The 14,473-nt window shown below is 52.3% G+C and carries 16 protein-coding genes; 10 read left to right on the top strand and 6 right to left on the bottom strand.

Annotated features, from left to right (window positions below; translation table 11 throughout):
- Positions 1–127 precede the first annotated feature (127 nt).
- The 4 genes from ACFOE0_RS03595 to ACFOE0_RS03610 are packed head-to-tail and all read left to right on the top strand — an operon-like array spanning position 128 to position 2,995.
- Complete coding sequence (locus ACFOE0_RS03595; protein WP_248935416.1) at positions 128–511, top strand: BlaI/MecI/CopY family transcriptional regulator; 384 nt, start codon at positions 128–130, stop codon at positions 509–511.
- Positions 508–1,710 carry a M56 family metallopeptidase gene (locus ACFOE0_RS03600; protein WP_248935415.1) on the top strand — a complete coding sequence of 401 codons (1,203 nt, stop codon included), beginning with the start codon at positions 508–510 and terminating at the stop codon, positions 1,708–1,710. The genes ACFOE0_RS03595 and ACFOE0_RS03600 overlap by 4 nt, the downstream gene beginning before the upstream one ends.
- A gap of 6 nt (positions 1,711–1,716) precedes the next feature.
- Positions 1,717–2,373 carry a hypothetical protein gene (locus tag ACFOE0_RS03605; RefSeq protein WP_248935414.1) on the top strand — a complete coding sequence of 219 codons (657 nt, stop codon included), beginning with the start codon at positions 1,717–1,719 and terminating at the stop codon, positions 2,371–2,373.
- 16 nt (positions 2,374–2,389) lie between these two features.
- Positions 2,390–2,995 carry a class I SAM-dependent methyltransferase gene (locus ACFOE0_RS03610; protein ID WP_248935413.1) on the top strand — a complete coding sequence of 202 codons (606 nt, stop codon included), beginning with the start codon at positions 2,390–2,392 and terminating at the stop codon, positions 2,993–2,995.
- 106 nt (positions 2,996–3,101) lie between these two features.
- Here the strand turns inward: ACFOE0_RS03610 and ACFOE0_RS03615 are convergent, their stop codons facing one another.
- The 5 genes from ACFOE0_RS03615 to ACFOE0_RS03635 form a co-directional block, all read right to left on the bottom strand.
- Positions 3,102–3,659 (bottom strand): type II secretion system protein, encoded by a 558-nt coding sequence (locus ACFOE0_RS03615; protein WP_283106385.1) that lies wholly within the window; start codon positions 3,657–3,659, stop codon positions 3,102–3,104.
- Positions 3,660–3,724: 65 nt separating this feature from the next.
- A complete protein-coding gene (locus ACFOE0_RS03620; protein ID WP_380711412.1) occupies positions 3,725–5,545 on the bottom strand; it encodes an ABC transporter transmembrane domain-containing protein in 1,821 nt (606 codons plus the stop codon).
- 122 nt (positions 5,546–5,667) lie between these two features.
- Positions 5,668–6,231 (bottom strand): heme utilization protein HutZ, encoded by a 564-nt coding sequence (hutZ, locus tag ACFOE0_RS03625; protein WP_248935412.1) that lies wholly within the window; start codon positions 6,229–6,231, stop codon positions 5,668–5,670.
- A gap of 32 nt (positions 6,232–6,263) precedes the next feature.
- Entirely contained in the window at positions 6,264–6,776 is a 513-nt protein-coding gene (hutX, locus tag ACFOE0_RS03630; RefSeq protein ID WP_248935411.1) for a heme utilization cystosolic carrier protein HutX, read from the bottom strand.
- 23 nt (positions 6,777–6,799) lie between these two features.
- Positions 6,800–8,836: a TonB-dependent hemoglobin/transferrin/lactoferrin family receptor gene (locus ACFOE0_RS03635; protein WP_248935554.1), complete on the bottom strand. Its 2,037-nt coding sequence runs from the start codon at positions 8,834–8,836 to the stop codon at positions 6,800–6,802.
- A 318-nt stretch (positions 8,837–9,154) separates the two neighbouring features.
- Between ACFOE0_RS03635 and ACFOE0_RS03640 the strand changes: the two genes are divergently transcribed.
- Genes ACFOE0_RS03640 through ACFOE0_RS03665 form a run of 6 tightly spaced genes read left to right on the top strand, consistent with a single transcriptional unit; the run spans position 9,155 to position 13,823 of the window.
- Positions 9,155–9,880 (top strand): energy transducer TonB, encoded by a 726-nt coding sequence (locus ACFOE0_RS03640; RefSeq protein WP_248935410.1) that lies wholly within the window; start codon positions 9,155–9,157, stop codon positions 9,878–9,880.
- A gap of 29 nt (positions 9,881–9,909) precedes the next feature.
- Positions 9,910–10,602: a MotA/TolQ/ExbB proton channel family protein gene (locus ACFOE0_RS03645; protein WP_248935409.1), complete on the top strand. Its 693-nt coding sequence runs from the start codon at positions 9,910–9,912 to the stop codon at positions 10,600–10,602.
- Complete coding sequence (locus ACFOE0_RS03650) at positions 10,602–11,015, top strand: ExbD/TolR family protein (protein WP_248935408.1); 414 nt, start codon at positions 10,602–10,604, stop codon at positions 11,013–11,015. The genes ACFOE0_RS03645 and ACFOE0_RS03650 overlap by 1 nt, the downstream gene beginning before the upstream one ends.
- Positions 11,016–11,044: 29 nt before the next feature.
- Positions 11,045–11,923 carry a heme/hemin ABC transporter substrate-binding protein gene (locus tag ACFOE0_RS03655; protein WP_248935407.1) on the top strand — a complete coding sequence of 293 codons (879 nt, stop codon included), beginning with the start codon at positions 11,045–11,047 and terminating at the stop codon, positions 11,921–11,923.
- Between the two features lie 60 nt (positions 11,924–11,983).
- Entirely contained in the window at positions 11,984–13,030 is a 1,047-nt protein-coding gene (locus ACFOE0_RS03660) for a FecCD family ABC transporter permease (RefSeq protein WP_248935406.1), read from the top strand.
- A gap of 22 nt (positions 13,031–13,052) precedes the next feature.
- The gene (locus tag ACFOE0_RS03665) at positions 13,053–13,823 is read left to right on the top strand and encodes a heme ABC transporter ATP-binding protein (RefSeq protein WP_248935405.1); all 771 of its coding nucleotides are present in this window, start codon (positions 13,053–13,055) and stop codon (positions 13,821–13,823) included.
- An 11-nt stretch (positions 13,824–13,834) separates the two neighbouring features.
- Here ACFOE0_RS03665 and ACFOE0_RS03670 read toward each other — a convergent pair whose 3' ends face one another.
- The gene (locus ACFOE0_RS03670) at positions 13,835–14,446 is read right to left on the bottom strand and encodes a pilus assembly FimT family protein (protein ID WP_283106384.1); all 612 of its coding nucleotides are present in this window, start codon (positions 14,444–14,446) and stop codon (positions 13,835–13,837) included.
- Between the last annotated feature and the right edge of the window lie 27 nt (positions 14,447–14,473).

The raw sequence follows: 14,473 nt of genomic DNA on the forward strand, positions 1-14,473 counted from the left end.
TGAATTTTGAACTGCCCCCTTGTTCTCACTGACTACAAATGTAATTTTAAGTTTGGATTACATTTGTAGGCAAAGCCCTGTTTGCGCACAAGAGTTGCTGCCGACCAATAGCTGAACGAGGGACAGGATGAACGAGATAAGCAATGCAGAGCTGGTGGTGCTGAACCTGCTGTGGCAGCGGGGCGCATTAACCTCTGCTCAAGCGGTTGAGGCGCTGCAGCAAACGGATGCAGGCAAAGACTGGCATGAAAAGACCATCAAGACACTGCTGAGCCGTCTGGTAAAAAAACAGGCCATAGGGTTTGAAAAGCAGGGACGGGGTTACTGCTATTTCCCGCTGCTTGAGCAGGAAAGTTATCAGCGTCAGGCCAGTCATTCTTTTATCGACAGGCTGTTCAGCGGCAGGCTGGCTCCCCTGGTGGCTGGCTTTGCCAAAGATAAAAGCCTGACGGCGGAAGATGCCGCTGAGCTGCAAAAACTGCTGGATGAGTGGAAGGATAACAACGCATGATGGCTTTTCTGAGCGCTCAGTTTATTGGCCTGACCCTGATCTGTGCTCTGTTGCTTGTCTCAAGTCAGCAAAGAGCCAAAGGCGGCGCTGATATGGCTTATCTCTACTGGTGGCTGGTGCCATTGCAGTTGTTGACCGGTTTATTGGTTGCCTTGTGGCCTGCCTGGTTTGCCGCCGCAGAAAGCTCTTTGCTGGCTGACAAAATCAGCTACTACAGTGTCAAAGCGATTGCCTCTCAAGACCATGCCTCATCCTGGTTTTGGCCTTCCCTGCTGTTTATCTGGCTTGGTGGGGCGGCGTTGATGTGGGCCGCAGCCTTGTTGCAATGGCTTAAAGTCAGAGCCTTGTTGGCTCATGGTCAGCCGATTGAGCTTATCTCCAGTCCCTTACCTGCCTGGCTGGTGGACAGTGACTCTGCCATGCTGGCGGGTGTGCGCAATCCTGTGCTTCTGCTGCCACGAACCTTTCCGACACTCTCAGCTTTTGAGCAGCAAAGCATTATCAGGCATGAACTGGTGCACTGGCACCGCCGGGATATTCCCGCCAACCTGATGGCCTGGAGCCTGCTTAGCCTTTGCTGGTTTAACCCCATATGTCATCTGGCATACCGCAGATTCCGGCAGGAGCAGGAGCTCGCCTGTGATGCCAGCGTTTGCCGAAATATGAATAAAGATCAACGCATTGCCTATGGCCGTTTGTTGTTGGCTCAGGCTCAATCCAGACCGCTGGCCATGTTGGCTACCCAAAGCGGTAACAAACACACACTCAAGGAGAGAATTATGCAGCTTAAACATCACAATATGGCGGGCAGAAGTCTGGTTGTGGCTATGGTACTGGTGGGGGCAATGGGCTTGGTTGCACTTTTCAGCAGCCAACAACTGATTGCGGGTGAGAGCAAGCGGGGGGATCACCCTTATCCGAAAGTACGCATTGAACCCACCTATCCAGCCAAGGCGGTTGAAAATAAGCTGGAGGGTTATGTGCAGCTGTCATTTGATATCACGCCTGCGGGCAAGGTTAACAATATTAAGGTGCTCAAATCATTGCCTGAGGGGGTATTTGACCAATCGGCGGCAGAGGCATTGGCGCAATGGCAATATGAGGCCAGTAGCCAGGGTGCGTCAGGCAGTAAGGTTCAGCTGGATTATCTGTTAGCGCCTGCCGATGAAGTGGAGCGTATTTCGGTTACAGCCAGGTAAGAGCTGATGAAGCTTTGCTTTATCCCGGTTGTTCTGGGGTTACTCAATGGCTGCGCGGCACCTGTGGTGTACCTGCAGCCCGGCGATAGCCCTGAACTGGCTGAAGATGTCATACAAAAACTGGAAACCAAAGGGCTGGATGTTCAGCTGCTGGAATCTCCTTTGCCCTACAGTATTGCTGCCGCTGAGCTGCTGATCCATCCATTGTTGACTGGTGGTGATTTGCTTGAGTTGGTGAAAGACAGTTTGCGGGAAGAGGGGCTTGCAGATATCCAGGTAAAAGACTTCAGCCAGTCCAATCATTTTTATTCCTCAGGTCACCTTGGCATTTACTTGCCCAGAGAGCAGATCAGTTTGCCTGTGGTGATGCAGACCCGGGAGTGCGGCGATATTCGTGCGACGCTTGAACGCTTAAGCGATACCAAGGTAGTGCTTGAGGTGGTGGCTGAGCCGGAAGATATGCAGGTGGAGGGCACCTATGTGATGAAGGGAGATCAGGGCACAGTGACCCTGAATCACGTCAACTATGACTTCACCCTGATGGCAATTGAAGTAGATACCTTTTTTGGGCTGCGCCCTGCTGATGTCATTAGGTTGGAGTCGAATAAACTTAAGCCTCAGGCATTCGACCAGTGCGAATTTATCACCGTGTACGGCGGTTAGCACATAGGAGAAAGTTATGGCTTCGGCTGAAATACAGCAATATCTGGATGCCACTGAGAACCGGCCTGTTCGAGAGGAGCTTCGCCTTGCGGTGAGTTTGGTCGAAGGGGAAAAGATCGCCATAGATTGTGGATGCGGCGCTGGCAGTGATATCGACTTTCTACGCAGTCAGGGATTTCAGGTTTATGCTTTTGACATTGAGCGTGAGGCTATCGCCAGGTGCAACGCCAGATTCTCTGGCGACACCCGAGTCTCAGTATCTGTTGCGGGGTTTCAGGACTTTGTTTATCCATCCGCATCATTGGTCGTGGCAGACGCCAGTCTGTTTTTCTGTCCTCCTAAACACTTTGCTCAGGTGTGGGAAAAGATATGCCAATGTCTGCCTCCGGGCGGTGTATTTGCAGGGTCCTTTCTTGGCGCTGAAGACACCATGACTGGAACTGACTTTGACAGACAGGCTTATTGGCCGGATATATTGGTGACAGACGAGACTGAGATCCGGCAGTGGTTCGAGCAATTCGATATCGTCAGTTTTAAAGAAAATCGAGCCAGTGGTGAGGCTCCTGATGGCAAGCCGCATCAGTGGCATATCTATTCTGTGGTTGCTAAAAAGTTACCTTAGCGTCTATGAAAGCATTCGGACTGGTTGGAAGTGCCCACTTCTGCTTCCGGTTTATCATCAGCTATCTGTAGATGTCGTTAGCTGTCGATATTGGGTGGTAATTAGGTCAAAAGTTACCGGGAGTACTACTTGAAAGCAGCGCAGTGCATGACGTTGCATCCGCACAGGCTTTAACTTTCCCATTAACTGCGCTGTATCGAATTTTCAGGTTTTCGTTTTCTTTATCGGTAAAGACGCAATCCCCTCCGGCAGGTGGAAAAGCTGCTGTATTGTAGGTGTCCAGGAAGGTCACTGAGTCATCCAATAACTTAGGTATACCGCCATTACAGCCTCCTGCATTGGCTATGCCGCCATTGAGTGTGCAACCATTTTCACATTCGGGATAACCGGATACTCCCCAGAAACCGATACGCACGCCGTTGTAATCAAGGTAACCACCATTGCCAACACTGGCCGGATCTGCACTGGATTTGCGTACCTCCCATGTGGCATGAGCCAGCTTGATGGATGAGGACAGGGCGCCAGTAAATCCCTGGTGAGTTGCGGCTCTGGCGTCATCCTGAAGGTTGATAAACTTAGGTGCTGCAGTCACTGCCAGTACACCAAGAATGATGATTACGACAACAAGTTCGATGAGGGTAAAACCCGTTGAATAGCGCTTCATAGTTATTTCTGTATTTAAATATTATGATAAATACTATAAATGCGGTTTTTCGCATGTCAAATTGTTTAACCTGTGTCCTTTTGAGTTAACAGCTGCAGTTTGGCTAGCTCGCTGTAGAGTTCGTTTGATGTCAGCAGCTCTTCATGAGTCCCACTTGCCACCAGTTTTCCCTTGTCCAACACCAAAATACGATCGGCATTGACCACAGTCGCCAATCTATGTGCAATCACAAGTGTGGTTTTGCCCTGCATCAAAGTATCCAAAGCCTGTTTAACCAGTACTTCGCTGCGGGCATCCAATGCACTGGTGGCTTCATCGAGCAAAAGTACAGGTCTGTCAGCCAGAATCGCTCTGGCAATGGCAATACGTTGTTTTTGGCCGCCGGACAGCCGCACGCCACGTTCACCCAGATAGGTGTCATATCCATCAGGGAATTCGCAAATGAACTCATGAGCCCGGGCAGCTTCACAAGCGGCTATCACTTCGTCCTGAGTGGCATCGGGTCTGCCATAACGCACATTCTCAAGTACACTAGTGGCAAAGATAACTGACTCCTGAGGAACCAGGGCGAACTGGGCCCGCAATTGGTCCAGGCTCAAGGTATCTATCGCCAGATTATCCAGAGTGATGGCTCCTTCAGGCGTCGGATAGAAGCGCTGCAACAGGGCAAACAGTGTGCTTTTTCCGGCACCGCTGGCACCTACCAGGGCGACTCGCTCACCGGCATTGATGGTGAAGCTGAGATTATGCAGTACAGTCTCCTCATGGCCCGGGTAGCCAAAGCTGAGATTGTTCAACTGCACTCTGCCGTTAACCTGGTCGGGCAGGGCGATGGGGGATTCAGGTTCGGTAATATCGCTGCAGCTATGGGCCAGTTCCATCAGTCGTTCACTTGCACCTGCGGCTCGCTGCACTTCACTGAATACTTCGCTGATAGTGCCCACTGCACCTGCTACCAATACCGCATAGAACATAAAGGCTGACAGCTCTCCGCCGGTAATGCTGCCAGACAGTACCGCAAGACCACCTGCCCAGGTGATGGCGAGAATGGCAAAAAATGACAGACTTAAAATGGTGCTGATTAACACGGCACGATAAAAGATTCTGTCTTTGGCGGCGGCCAGAATGGCTTCAACATGTCCGGTGAAGTGTTGATTATCCCTTGCTTCGTGGCCATAGGACTGAACTGTGTGGATCTCGTGGATGCTCTCATCAACATAGGCGCCCAAATCGGCGATTTTGTCCTGGCTGCGCTTGGCCAGTTGCCGTACCTTCTTACCGAGAAACAGGGCGGGAGCCAACACCACCGGCAGAGCAACCAGCACCAGCAGTGTCAGCTTCCAGCTGGTAATTGCCATCATAATCAAGCCGCCCAGCACCATGACACTGGATCGCAGCGCCATAGAGAAGCTGGATCCCACCACGTTCTCCAATAAGGTGGTATCTGAGGTAAAGCGACTGATCACTTCGCCGGTGCGCGCTTTGGCATAAAAAGAGGGGGACAGGGTCAGCAGCGCCCGGTATACGGTCAGGCGGATATCGGCACTGACACGTTCGCCCAGCCAGCTCATCAGATAAAATCGCCCAAATATGGCGATAGAGCTGATAGTGACAATCAGTGCCAGCCACAGGATAACCTGATTGAAATTGCTGTCCCCGGTTTCGCCAAAGCCCTGGTCTATCAGCAAGCGAACGCCCTGACCGATAGCCAGCCACGCCAGCGACCCGAGCAGCAGAAAGCACAGAGCCGCTATCACTCTTCCTTTATAGGGGGAAAGAAACCCGACAATCCAGCGGTATACTTCACCTTTGGGCCGGTGAGGGAGGGACTTATCCGGGTCTGATGGAGCGGATTGGCCTGACGTGCTCGCTGCAATATCTGTCACTGAAACTTCCTTATTCTGCTGCGGCTGCTGAATGATTTATGCCAGACTCTATCACATCCGTGCCGGAATTCAGGGATGAAAAAGGGCCTGCTTGGCAGGCCCTTGTTTTTGATATGAGCTTGTCAGGCAGAGACTTTATCTGTCACTTCAGGATCTTTGGCTTCGCCATGGTGGCCATCAGTCATCCAGCTGACATCCAGCAGCTCGGCGCCAGACAGTTTAAACGCCTGACCAAAGCCTTTGACATAGAGCCCCTGCTCGGGGCGCAGGCGATAGAGATTAAAGTCGCCCAGGGCCGCCAGGTTGGTAACCATCTCGCCATGCTTTTGTTGCAATGCCAACACTCCCTCTTTGAAGGCGTCGGTATCTCGCTCAAGGCGCTGTGCTGTGGTGTCAAACGTCAGACGTTTGCGGGCAAACACAGTTTTGGCTTCAGACTCATCCTCTACCAACATGACAGATACCTGCTCACTCATCTTGAGGTTCTGGCCATGACGGGCGAGATCGCTCACCAGAATATAAAAGCCGTTCTCAGACAGGGCATAGGGCGAGTAGCTGGCGTTGGGCTGCCCCTCAGAGTTGCGGGTTGCCAGTTGCAGGGTTTTACGGCTGTGCTTGAACTCATTGATTTCAGGCAGCAATTTTTCTGCCAGACGCTGGGCCTTGTCGGCCTGATGATCACTCATGATTTTCTCCGGTTTCCCAGTATGTCACTGCTTCAGGCGGTTTCAGCCAGGCGTTGTTTCAGTAATTCGAAACGTTCCACCTGATTGGTAAGCAGTTCTCCCTGCTTGTTCCGACCTAAATACACTTTAAAGATGGTGTTGCCTTCGGCATCAAAGAAACAGATGCAGTGGCTCATGCGTCCCCGCAGCGGGCGACTGACCAGAGCGATATGCTGATAGCTTTCAAGCAGCAGATGGCCATGCAGGCCTTCGCCTTTGGTATAGAGGTTGTAGTAGCCATGCCCGGGCTTGCCTTTGGGGAACGCCCCTTTGAACTCAAATACATTGCCGGCAAGCTGCACTATAGTGGTCAGTGCTCCCCAATCCGGTAGTTCCTCCAGCAACTCCTGAGCCAGCGCTTTATCCATCCAGTTGACCTGTTCTGAACCCAGCGCCATCAACACGCACGCTTCGCTGACATTCAAAGACTTGGCCAGTTGCGCCGGTGAGCTTTGAGGTGACTCAGAGATAGCGGTTTGGATTCGGGTAAGGATTTCATTTTTCATCTGTCTATTCCTGCGGGTCTGGATCAGAACATGTATCTGGCGTTGAGCTTGATATTACGACCCTGCTGATACAGGGTTTGCCAGGCTTGCTGATAGTACTCATCGGTAATGTTGTCGACGCCGGCATCAATACGCAGGCCTGTCAGCGCGCCACTGCTTGGCTCCCACGCCAGGTACAGGTCCCACAGGGTGTAGCTGTCATATTGCTCAGCGGCGGTGAAATCAGCTGGGACATCTTTCTGCTCAGCGACATAGGTCAGGCGGGTCCCGGCTTTGAAGTCGCCGTCAAACCAGCCCTGAGACAGGTCCAGTACAAATTTATCTGCCGGGATGCCTTCCAGGAAACTGTCATCTGCCTTGTCTTTACCTTCGGTCTGGCCATAACTCAACGATACCCAGGTTTGCTTGATTCGATAGTTGGTGACCAGCTCGAAACCTTGCAAACGGGCATCCTGAACATTGCTCCAGGTTGTAGTTTGCTCCAGACCCGGAACGCCCATCAGAGGATCGATTACCTGCTGCACAATGAAGTCATCAACGTCGTTGCGGAACAGGTTAAGACTGATATTCAGCTCATCGTCACCGGCCAGGTCAGCGAAGGATAAGTAGGCTTTCAGTTCTTTGTTTCGGGCGGTTTCACTCTTCAAGTCCGGATTGGGTTTAAAGGTGTTGCACAGGCCGCCAGGCAGGAATCCCGGGATCGGGGGAATGCAATAGTGGCTGCCGGTGGAGAACATCTCTTCCATCCCCGGCGCACGGAATGCCTGGTCATAACGGGCACTCAGAGTCAGCCAGTCAGTGGTGTCCCATACCAGTGCCACAGATGGCGAAAACTCGCTGTCGTCCACATCACGGTTAACCTGCTCGCTCTTGCTGTCGTAGCTGTCGTAACGTACTGCCGGGGTCAGCAACAGGGACTCCCCAAGAGGGATCCCGGCTTGAACAAAGCCACCCCATACGGTGGACTCGGCATTGATGTTGGCAGGACGCTGACCGGCTTGACCTGAGTCATCACGTACCGTATCCAGCTCATCTTTGTAACCATCAAGACCGTAGGTGAGGGACATAAAGTCAAACTCAGAGGTGTTCTTCACACTGATGCCAAAGGTGCGGTATTCAGTGTCATCTTTCTGGTTTCTGGTGACTCTGTCTTCCTTGTAGCTGGAGTCATTCAGGTATACCAGAGCATTCATATCCAGTAATGGGTTATCTGTCTTAAGTGTGTAATCCAGCCCGAAATAGGTGTCTTTGGTATTACGCTTAACCAGGGGCACTGATCTGCCGACATTGGTTGCCGGGTTACTGGGGACCAGCTCCCGGATTTCATTGAGACGGGCGTTGAATTCAAGGCGGTGATTGTCGTTTTCCTGCCAGCCCAGTTTGAACATCCCACTGGTGCCATTGCCACCGCTGTTCTCCAGCGTCAGGTCATCACCTGTCTTGATATTGTTGCTGTCGAAGTAACTGGCGTTAATCAGCCAATCTATCTGATCTTGCTGGCCATAAACCGCGCCGCTGGTCTTTTGGCGATCGCCGTTAAATTCAAATCCCTGCTTCAGGTAGCCGCCAAAGTCATCTTGGGGCTCAAGAAAGTCGCGGGCATTTCGGGTTACCTGAGCCACCACACCACCAATGGCTCCACTGCCCCAAAGGCTGCTGGCCGGTCCCCGAATGACTTCCACAGACTGAAGCATTTCCGGATCCATAAAATATACGCCACGGTGTCCAGATGTGGTGTTCTGGCGCGCCCCATCAATGGTTTGCAGGACACGGGTACCACTCAGGCCTCGAATTTCCACTCCCTGGCTGCTGACTCTTGGGCCATTGGTGGTTGTGATATTGGGGCTGGAGGAAAGGGCTTCAGGGACAGATTGAGGTTGAGTCAGTGCCAGTTCTTCTTCATCGATAACACTGATGGAACGACTGCTTTGGGATGCAGCTTCTTCAACCCGGGTCGCACTGACCAGGACTTCTTCCAATTCATAGGGATCATTCTGTGCTGACACGCAAGTGCTGCCCAGGGCCAACAGCAAAGCTGTGGCCAATGGAGTGGGTGACATCTTCAAACTATCCATGACTGTCTTTTTTACCTGATTGTGATGTGAAACAAACCCTTATCAGAGCCCAATGATCACGGTGTGTTTGCCGGTAATTTGGTTGGGCATTGAGTGACTTGGGTCACCTTGTTTTGATAATTATTATGCTTGCACAATATCAAATGATAGATCAAACGATAATTATTATTATTTGCATATAGCTTTTTCATGAGGTAAATTTTTATTGTTTTGTCGGCTGTTCAGGGAAGACTTCAGCAGGTGCTGAAGCGGACTCATGCTGGCGGGGATTCAATAGTCAAAGTGATTTTAACGGGGGATGATGTGGTTTCTTGGCGATACTTGGTTTCACTGCCTGCTGCCATTCTGCTGTTATTCGGAGGGTTAACCCTTAAGGTCAGTGACCAAAGAGCACTGGCATTCGAAATGCCCCACAATCAAGGCCCACTGACCCTCAGTCTTGCTGCGCCCCTGTCTTCATCTTCCCCGGAACCGGAAAAGCCAGTCCGCGAGAAACCAGAAAAGCCCAAAGCTAAACATCAACCAGAACATCAACCAGAGACCAAGCCTCTGCAGGAAAGCAGGCCAACAGCCGAAACTCAAACGACAGTGACAACAAGCCCTGCTGTCAAACCAGCTCCCAGGCCAGCAGTTGAGAGCCAGCCTTTGGCACAGCCCAGGACAGAGCAAGCCAGAACCGATGAGAACGTCGAACCGGCTGTTGAGGAGCTTGATTCGACAAGCATAGAGTCCCATGCATCAGCCCCCAGTGCACCCGTGTGGGTGGATAAGCCCAAATTTATGAAACGCCCCAAAGCTCCCTCTTACCCAAGATTGGCTAGGCGCAGAGGTATGGAAGGCGTGGTGATGATCGAGGTGCTGTTTAACCGCTTTGGTGAGCAGCTTTCGCTTGAGATGGTTGAAAGCAGCGGTTTCGGTGCTTTGGATGACGCGGCACTGACCGCTGTGCGTGGCTGGCAGTTTGCTGCGCCGTCAGATGAAGGCGACCAATTTATCGTCAGGGTGCCCGTCAGGTTCGCCCTCAATTAAGCAGCAGGATAAACAAAACAGGAAAATGCATGCAGGACCTTATCAGTAATCTGGAGCAACAACTTGGGCCACTGACCTGGCCGCTGGTGGCGGCAGCAGTGCTCAGTGGCATGATACTGCTGGAGCGGGTGGCGTACGTTATTTGGTACGAGGTTCGGGGGATTTCAGCGTTTCAGCGTCGCTTGTTGGTGGCGTTTCGCCAGCGATTGGCTGAGCCGGTTAACGATAAGTCGCTTGGTAAGCTGGACGCTCAACTCAAGCAGTCCAAGGGAGTATTTGCCAAAGGGTGCAGGCTGCTGCTGGATGGCAAAGCGCTTTGCCGGGCTGACAGAGAGGAGATGGCGCAACTTTGGCTGGCGCAACTCCAAAGTAAACAGAAAACCGGCCTGAAGCTATTGCATCTGATCGGTGTAGTCAGCCCACTTATTGGTCTGTTGGGCACTGTGCTTGGGCTGATTCAGATGTTTGATGGTATCAGCCAAACCCAGGGGCCCGTAACGCCCGCTATGTTAAGTGCTGGTTTGGCATTGGCGATGAATACCACTGCTGCAGGCTTGCTTATCGCCCTGCCGGCACTGCTGGGGAGTAAGCTGGTAGATATCTGGTCCAGTTCCCGCTGTACCCGACTGGCTCATGGTCTGACCCAGCTTAACCTTTGGCTCGATGGTGTCAGTGCTCTGCCACAACAGCGCCAGGAGTTTGCAAAGTTGGAGGTGGCCTGATGATCCATCTTCCTCAGGCTGAGCAGGAGCTTGATGTCGGCGTGGATATGACTGCGCTGATAGACATCATCTTCATTATGTTGGTGTTCTTTATGCTGACTGCCAACGTGCGTCTGCAGGCGTTACCTGTGGATGTACCAACTCACGGCGGTGAGAGTACTCAAACGATTACCCGGACCGACAGCATCAGTATCAATGTCATGACGGATTCACCCTACTGGGCACTGGATGGTGAGCGTCTGCATGACTTCAAAGTATTCGAGCAGCAATTGCTTGAAAGAGTTAAATCCAATCCCAGCGCCACTCTTATCGTGGCCGCAGACAAACAGGCAGACGTGCAGCACCTGATGCGATTGCTGGCTCTGCTGCAAGCCCAGTCAATTTCCCAAACTCAGATTTTAATGGAGCCCTGAAAACAATGACTCATACAAGGACAGGTATCTTGGACAAACTCATACTCAAGTGTGGCGCGCTTAAGTTCAGCGCTGCACTGGTTGCGGCATTGGCGCTGGGAGCTTCGCCCACATGGGCGGAAGATACTCAAAGAATTATCAGTGCAGGTCCGGGGGTAACAGAGTTAATTGTGGCTTTGGATAAAGCTGAAGAATTGGTGGCAGTAGATTCCAGCAGTGCTTTGCCTCAGGACAGCAAGGCAAAAAAGCTCGGTTACCACAGAGCACTGTCGGCTGAAGGCATGCTGGCGGAGTCGCCGTCGGTTCTGATCGGTACCCCGGTAACCGGGCCTAAAAGTGCTGTTGAACTGGTTGAAGATGCAGGCGTTAGGGTGGTGATTCTGCCCGATGCACAGGACGGTGAAGGCCTTTTATCCAATGTTGATACGCTGGCTGATCTCCTGGGTGCTGGTTCACGGGGAGAAGTGCTGAAAACCTCTTTGGCTGCGTCATTGGATGAGCTTACCAACGCCAGAGAGGCGTTGAAAGGCCAACAGGTCTCTATGCTTTTTCTGCTTGTGCAGCCGGGCAGGGCGACCAGGGTAGGTGGAAATGACACCGCGGTGAACATGGTGATTGAGCTGGCAGGTGGTGTGAATGCTGCCGATTTTGGCGGTTACAAGACGCTGTCGGAGGAAGGCATCCTGGCTCTTGATCCCGACATGATACTGGTGAGCTTTCGCGACCCTGAACAAGCGAACAACCCAAAGGCCGCTGTACTGGCAGCTTTGCCTCTACTTGAGCACCTGCCTGCAATGGCACAGGACAGGGTATTCCATATTCCCGGGACAGCTCTGATGGGGGGGCTTGGTATATCGGCTATTGCTGCGGCTCAGGATCTGAGCCAGTCCATGTCGCAGTTACCTTAAATCCGTTACCAAACGCCATCATGCTGCCTCAGTGCAGAAAGAGATGCAGAAAGAGAAGTTATGTCGTTTCATTCTTCAATTAACAGCTATTCCTCGCTGCGAAATCTGGGGTTACTTGCGCTGCTGCTGACCTGTGGCCTGTCCATCAGTACTGGCCCTTTAACCATCGGCTTTATCAACAGCCTGAAGGGCCTGGTGATAGGTTTGGTGAACACAGTCACCGCATGGGATCCCGGCACACTGGCACCTCACGAACAGTTGATTATCAATAATGTGCGATTACCCAGAACCTTGCTGGCGTTGTGTGTGGGGGCAACGCTCGCTCAGTGCGGCGCTGTCATGCAGGGACTGTTTCGTAACCCTCTGGCTGATCCCGGGATTATTGGTGTGTCTGCGGGAGCAGCGTTTGGTGCGGCAATTTTTATTGTGTTGTTTGCCGGTGCGCCAGAATACGCGGTAGCCATAGGTGCTTTCCTTGGAGGGCTGGCAACCACCTTACTGGTATACAGGGTCGCGACAAGCAGCAGCGGTACTTCAGTGGTGATGCTGTTGCTGGCGGGTGTTGCAGTAGCGGCATTGTTTGGCGCTGGTATCGGGGTACTGACCTATATCGCCAATGATATGGCGCTGAGGGACTTGAGCCTTTGGCAGATGGGCTCAATTGCCGGGGCAAAATGGCATTTTGTGTGGTTGTCAGCGGCCGCTTTGGTTGTGATCTCATGGCAGTTCCATCGCAGTGCCAAAGCCCTGAATGCGCTCTTGCTTGGCGAAGCCGAAGCAAGGCATCTGGGGGTGGATGTGGAGCGACTTAAATACAGGATGATTTTTCTGTGCGCTCTAGGCGTTGGGATTGCGGTTGCCGGTACCGGAATAATAGGCTTTATCGGTCTGGTGGTGCCCCATATAGTGCGCATGATGGTGGGGCCGGACCACAGATTATTGTTGCCCCTGAGCGCCTTGCTCGGTGCGGTATTGCTGTTGATTGCTGATGTGGGTGCCCGGACTCTGATGCCACCTTCTGAAGTTCCTGTTGGTTTGCTGACAGCCCTGCTTGGTGCACCCTTCTTTATCTATTTGCTGTTAAAGCAACGTCAGCGACTGTTTTAAGCCGGCTTGGGAGGAGAATCTTATGGAAAGCGTATTATCTCTGTCAGGCCTGAATCTGAGCCGCGGCGGTAAGCAGATATTGTCTGATATCGATCTTGAGCTGACACAGGGAAAATTTACCGCGCTGTTGGGTCCCAATGGCGCGGGTAAATCCAGTTTGCTCAAATGTCTGAGCCAGGATCATAAGCCCGATATCGGCAGTATTGGCTTTCGTGGTAAACCCTTGAGCGACTGGTCTCAGGTTAAGCTGGCCAGAGAGCTTGCGGTACTGCCCCTGCATTCCGGACTGGGTTTTGCGTTTAAGGCTAAAGATGTGGTGGCCATGGGGCTCTATCCGCTGACTCTGAGCCAGCAGCAGGGAGATGCACTGGTTACCCATTGGCTGGAGCGATTGGATATCATGCATCTACGGGATAGCCTTTACCCTGAGCTGTCCGGTGGTGAAAAACAAAGGCTGCATCTGGCCCGGGTTTTGGTGCAGCTGGCTCAAAGTGAACAACCGCCGGTGCTCTTGTTGGATGAACCTACCTCAGCCCTGGATCTGGCACAGCAGCACAGGGTGTTGTCGCTGCTGAAGGAGCTGGCAAGGGAGCAGGAGTACACTATCGTCAGCGTGCTGCATGATTTGAATCAGGCCTGCCAGTATTGTGATGAGCTGGTGGTGTTGAGTCAGGGCAGAGTAGCGGCGAGTGGTACGCCGCGCACCTGTATGAATGAAGACCTCATTGACCATGTCTGGCGTTATCGCCCTGAGCGCTTGTATCGCAGCAGCGAGACCCCGCTGTATTTCTGACAGTTCAGTATTTATGAGCTCAGATCTGTGTCTGTGCTGACCTGACCGGTAATGGCGTTATAGCTGATAGAGAGCTTAGGCTCTCTGCGCAGGTCATAGCGGCACTGTTGACTGGCCTCAGTTGAGCCTGTCTGGCGAGTATAGTGGGCGATATAGTCTGTCACCTCATCCTGTTCCGCCTCTGAGACACTGGGCTCTTCGTTGGCAAACAGTGTATGCCAGAGAGAGACGCAATCGGCAGCATTGTCCAGCTGAACGATAGTGGTGTCTTCATACATATAGTTCTGTACCGGCCAGCCATATTTGTTGAAGTCCAGATGGCCGGGTTTTTCATAGGGATAGGCAGGATTGTTGTTCTGGGTACCAACAAATACAGGCAGATCTTCAGCTTCCCCATCGCCATCTTTAACCAGATAGACAGCTCTGGCCAGGTTTACCCCTGCCTTGAATGCGCCCGCCGTGCCCTGAACCGAGGCGATATTGGCATCATCCTGCAGGTTGAGCATTTTCGGGGCGGCGACAACCGCCAAAATCCCAAGAATAATGATGACTACCACCAGTTCAATCAGGGTAAATCCCTGTGCGCGGATATGAATGTGGCGGTAAATATGGGTTTTCTTCATTGAGTGAGGCCTGATCTCTTGAAAAAG

This window comes from Shewanella submarina (genome assembly GCF_042646185.1).
Classification (GTDB): domain Bacteria; phylum Pseudomonadota; class Gammaproteobacteria; order Enterobacterales; family Shewanellaceae; genus Shewanella; species Shewanella corallii.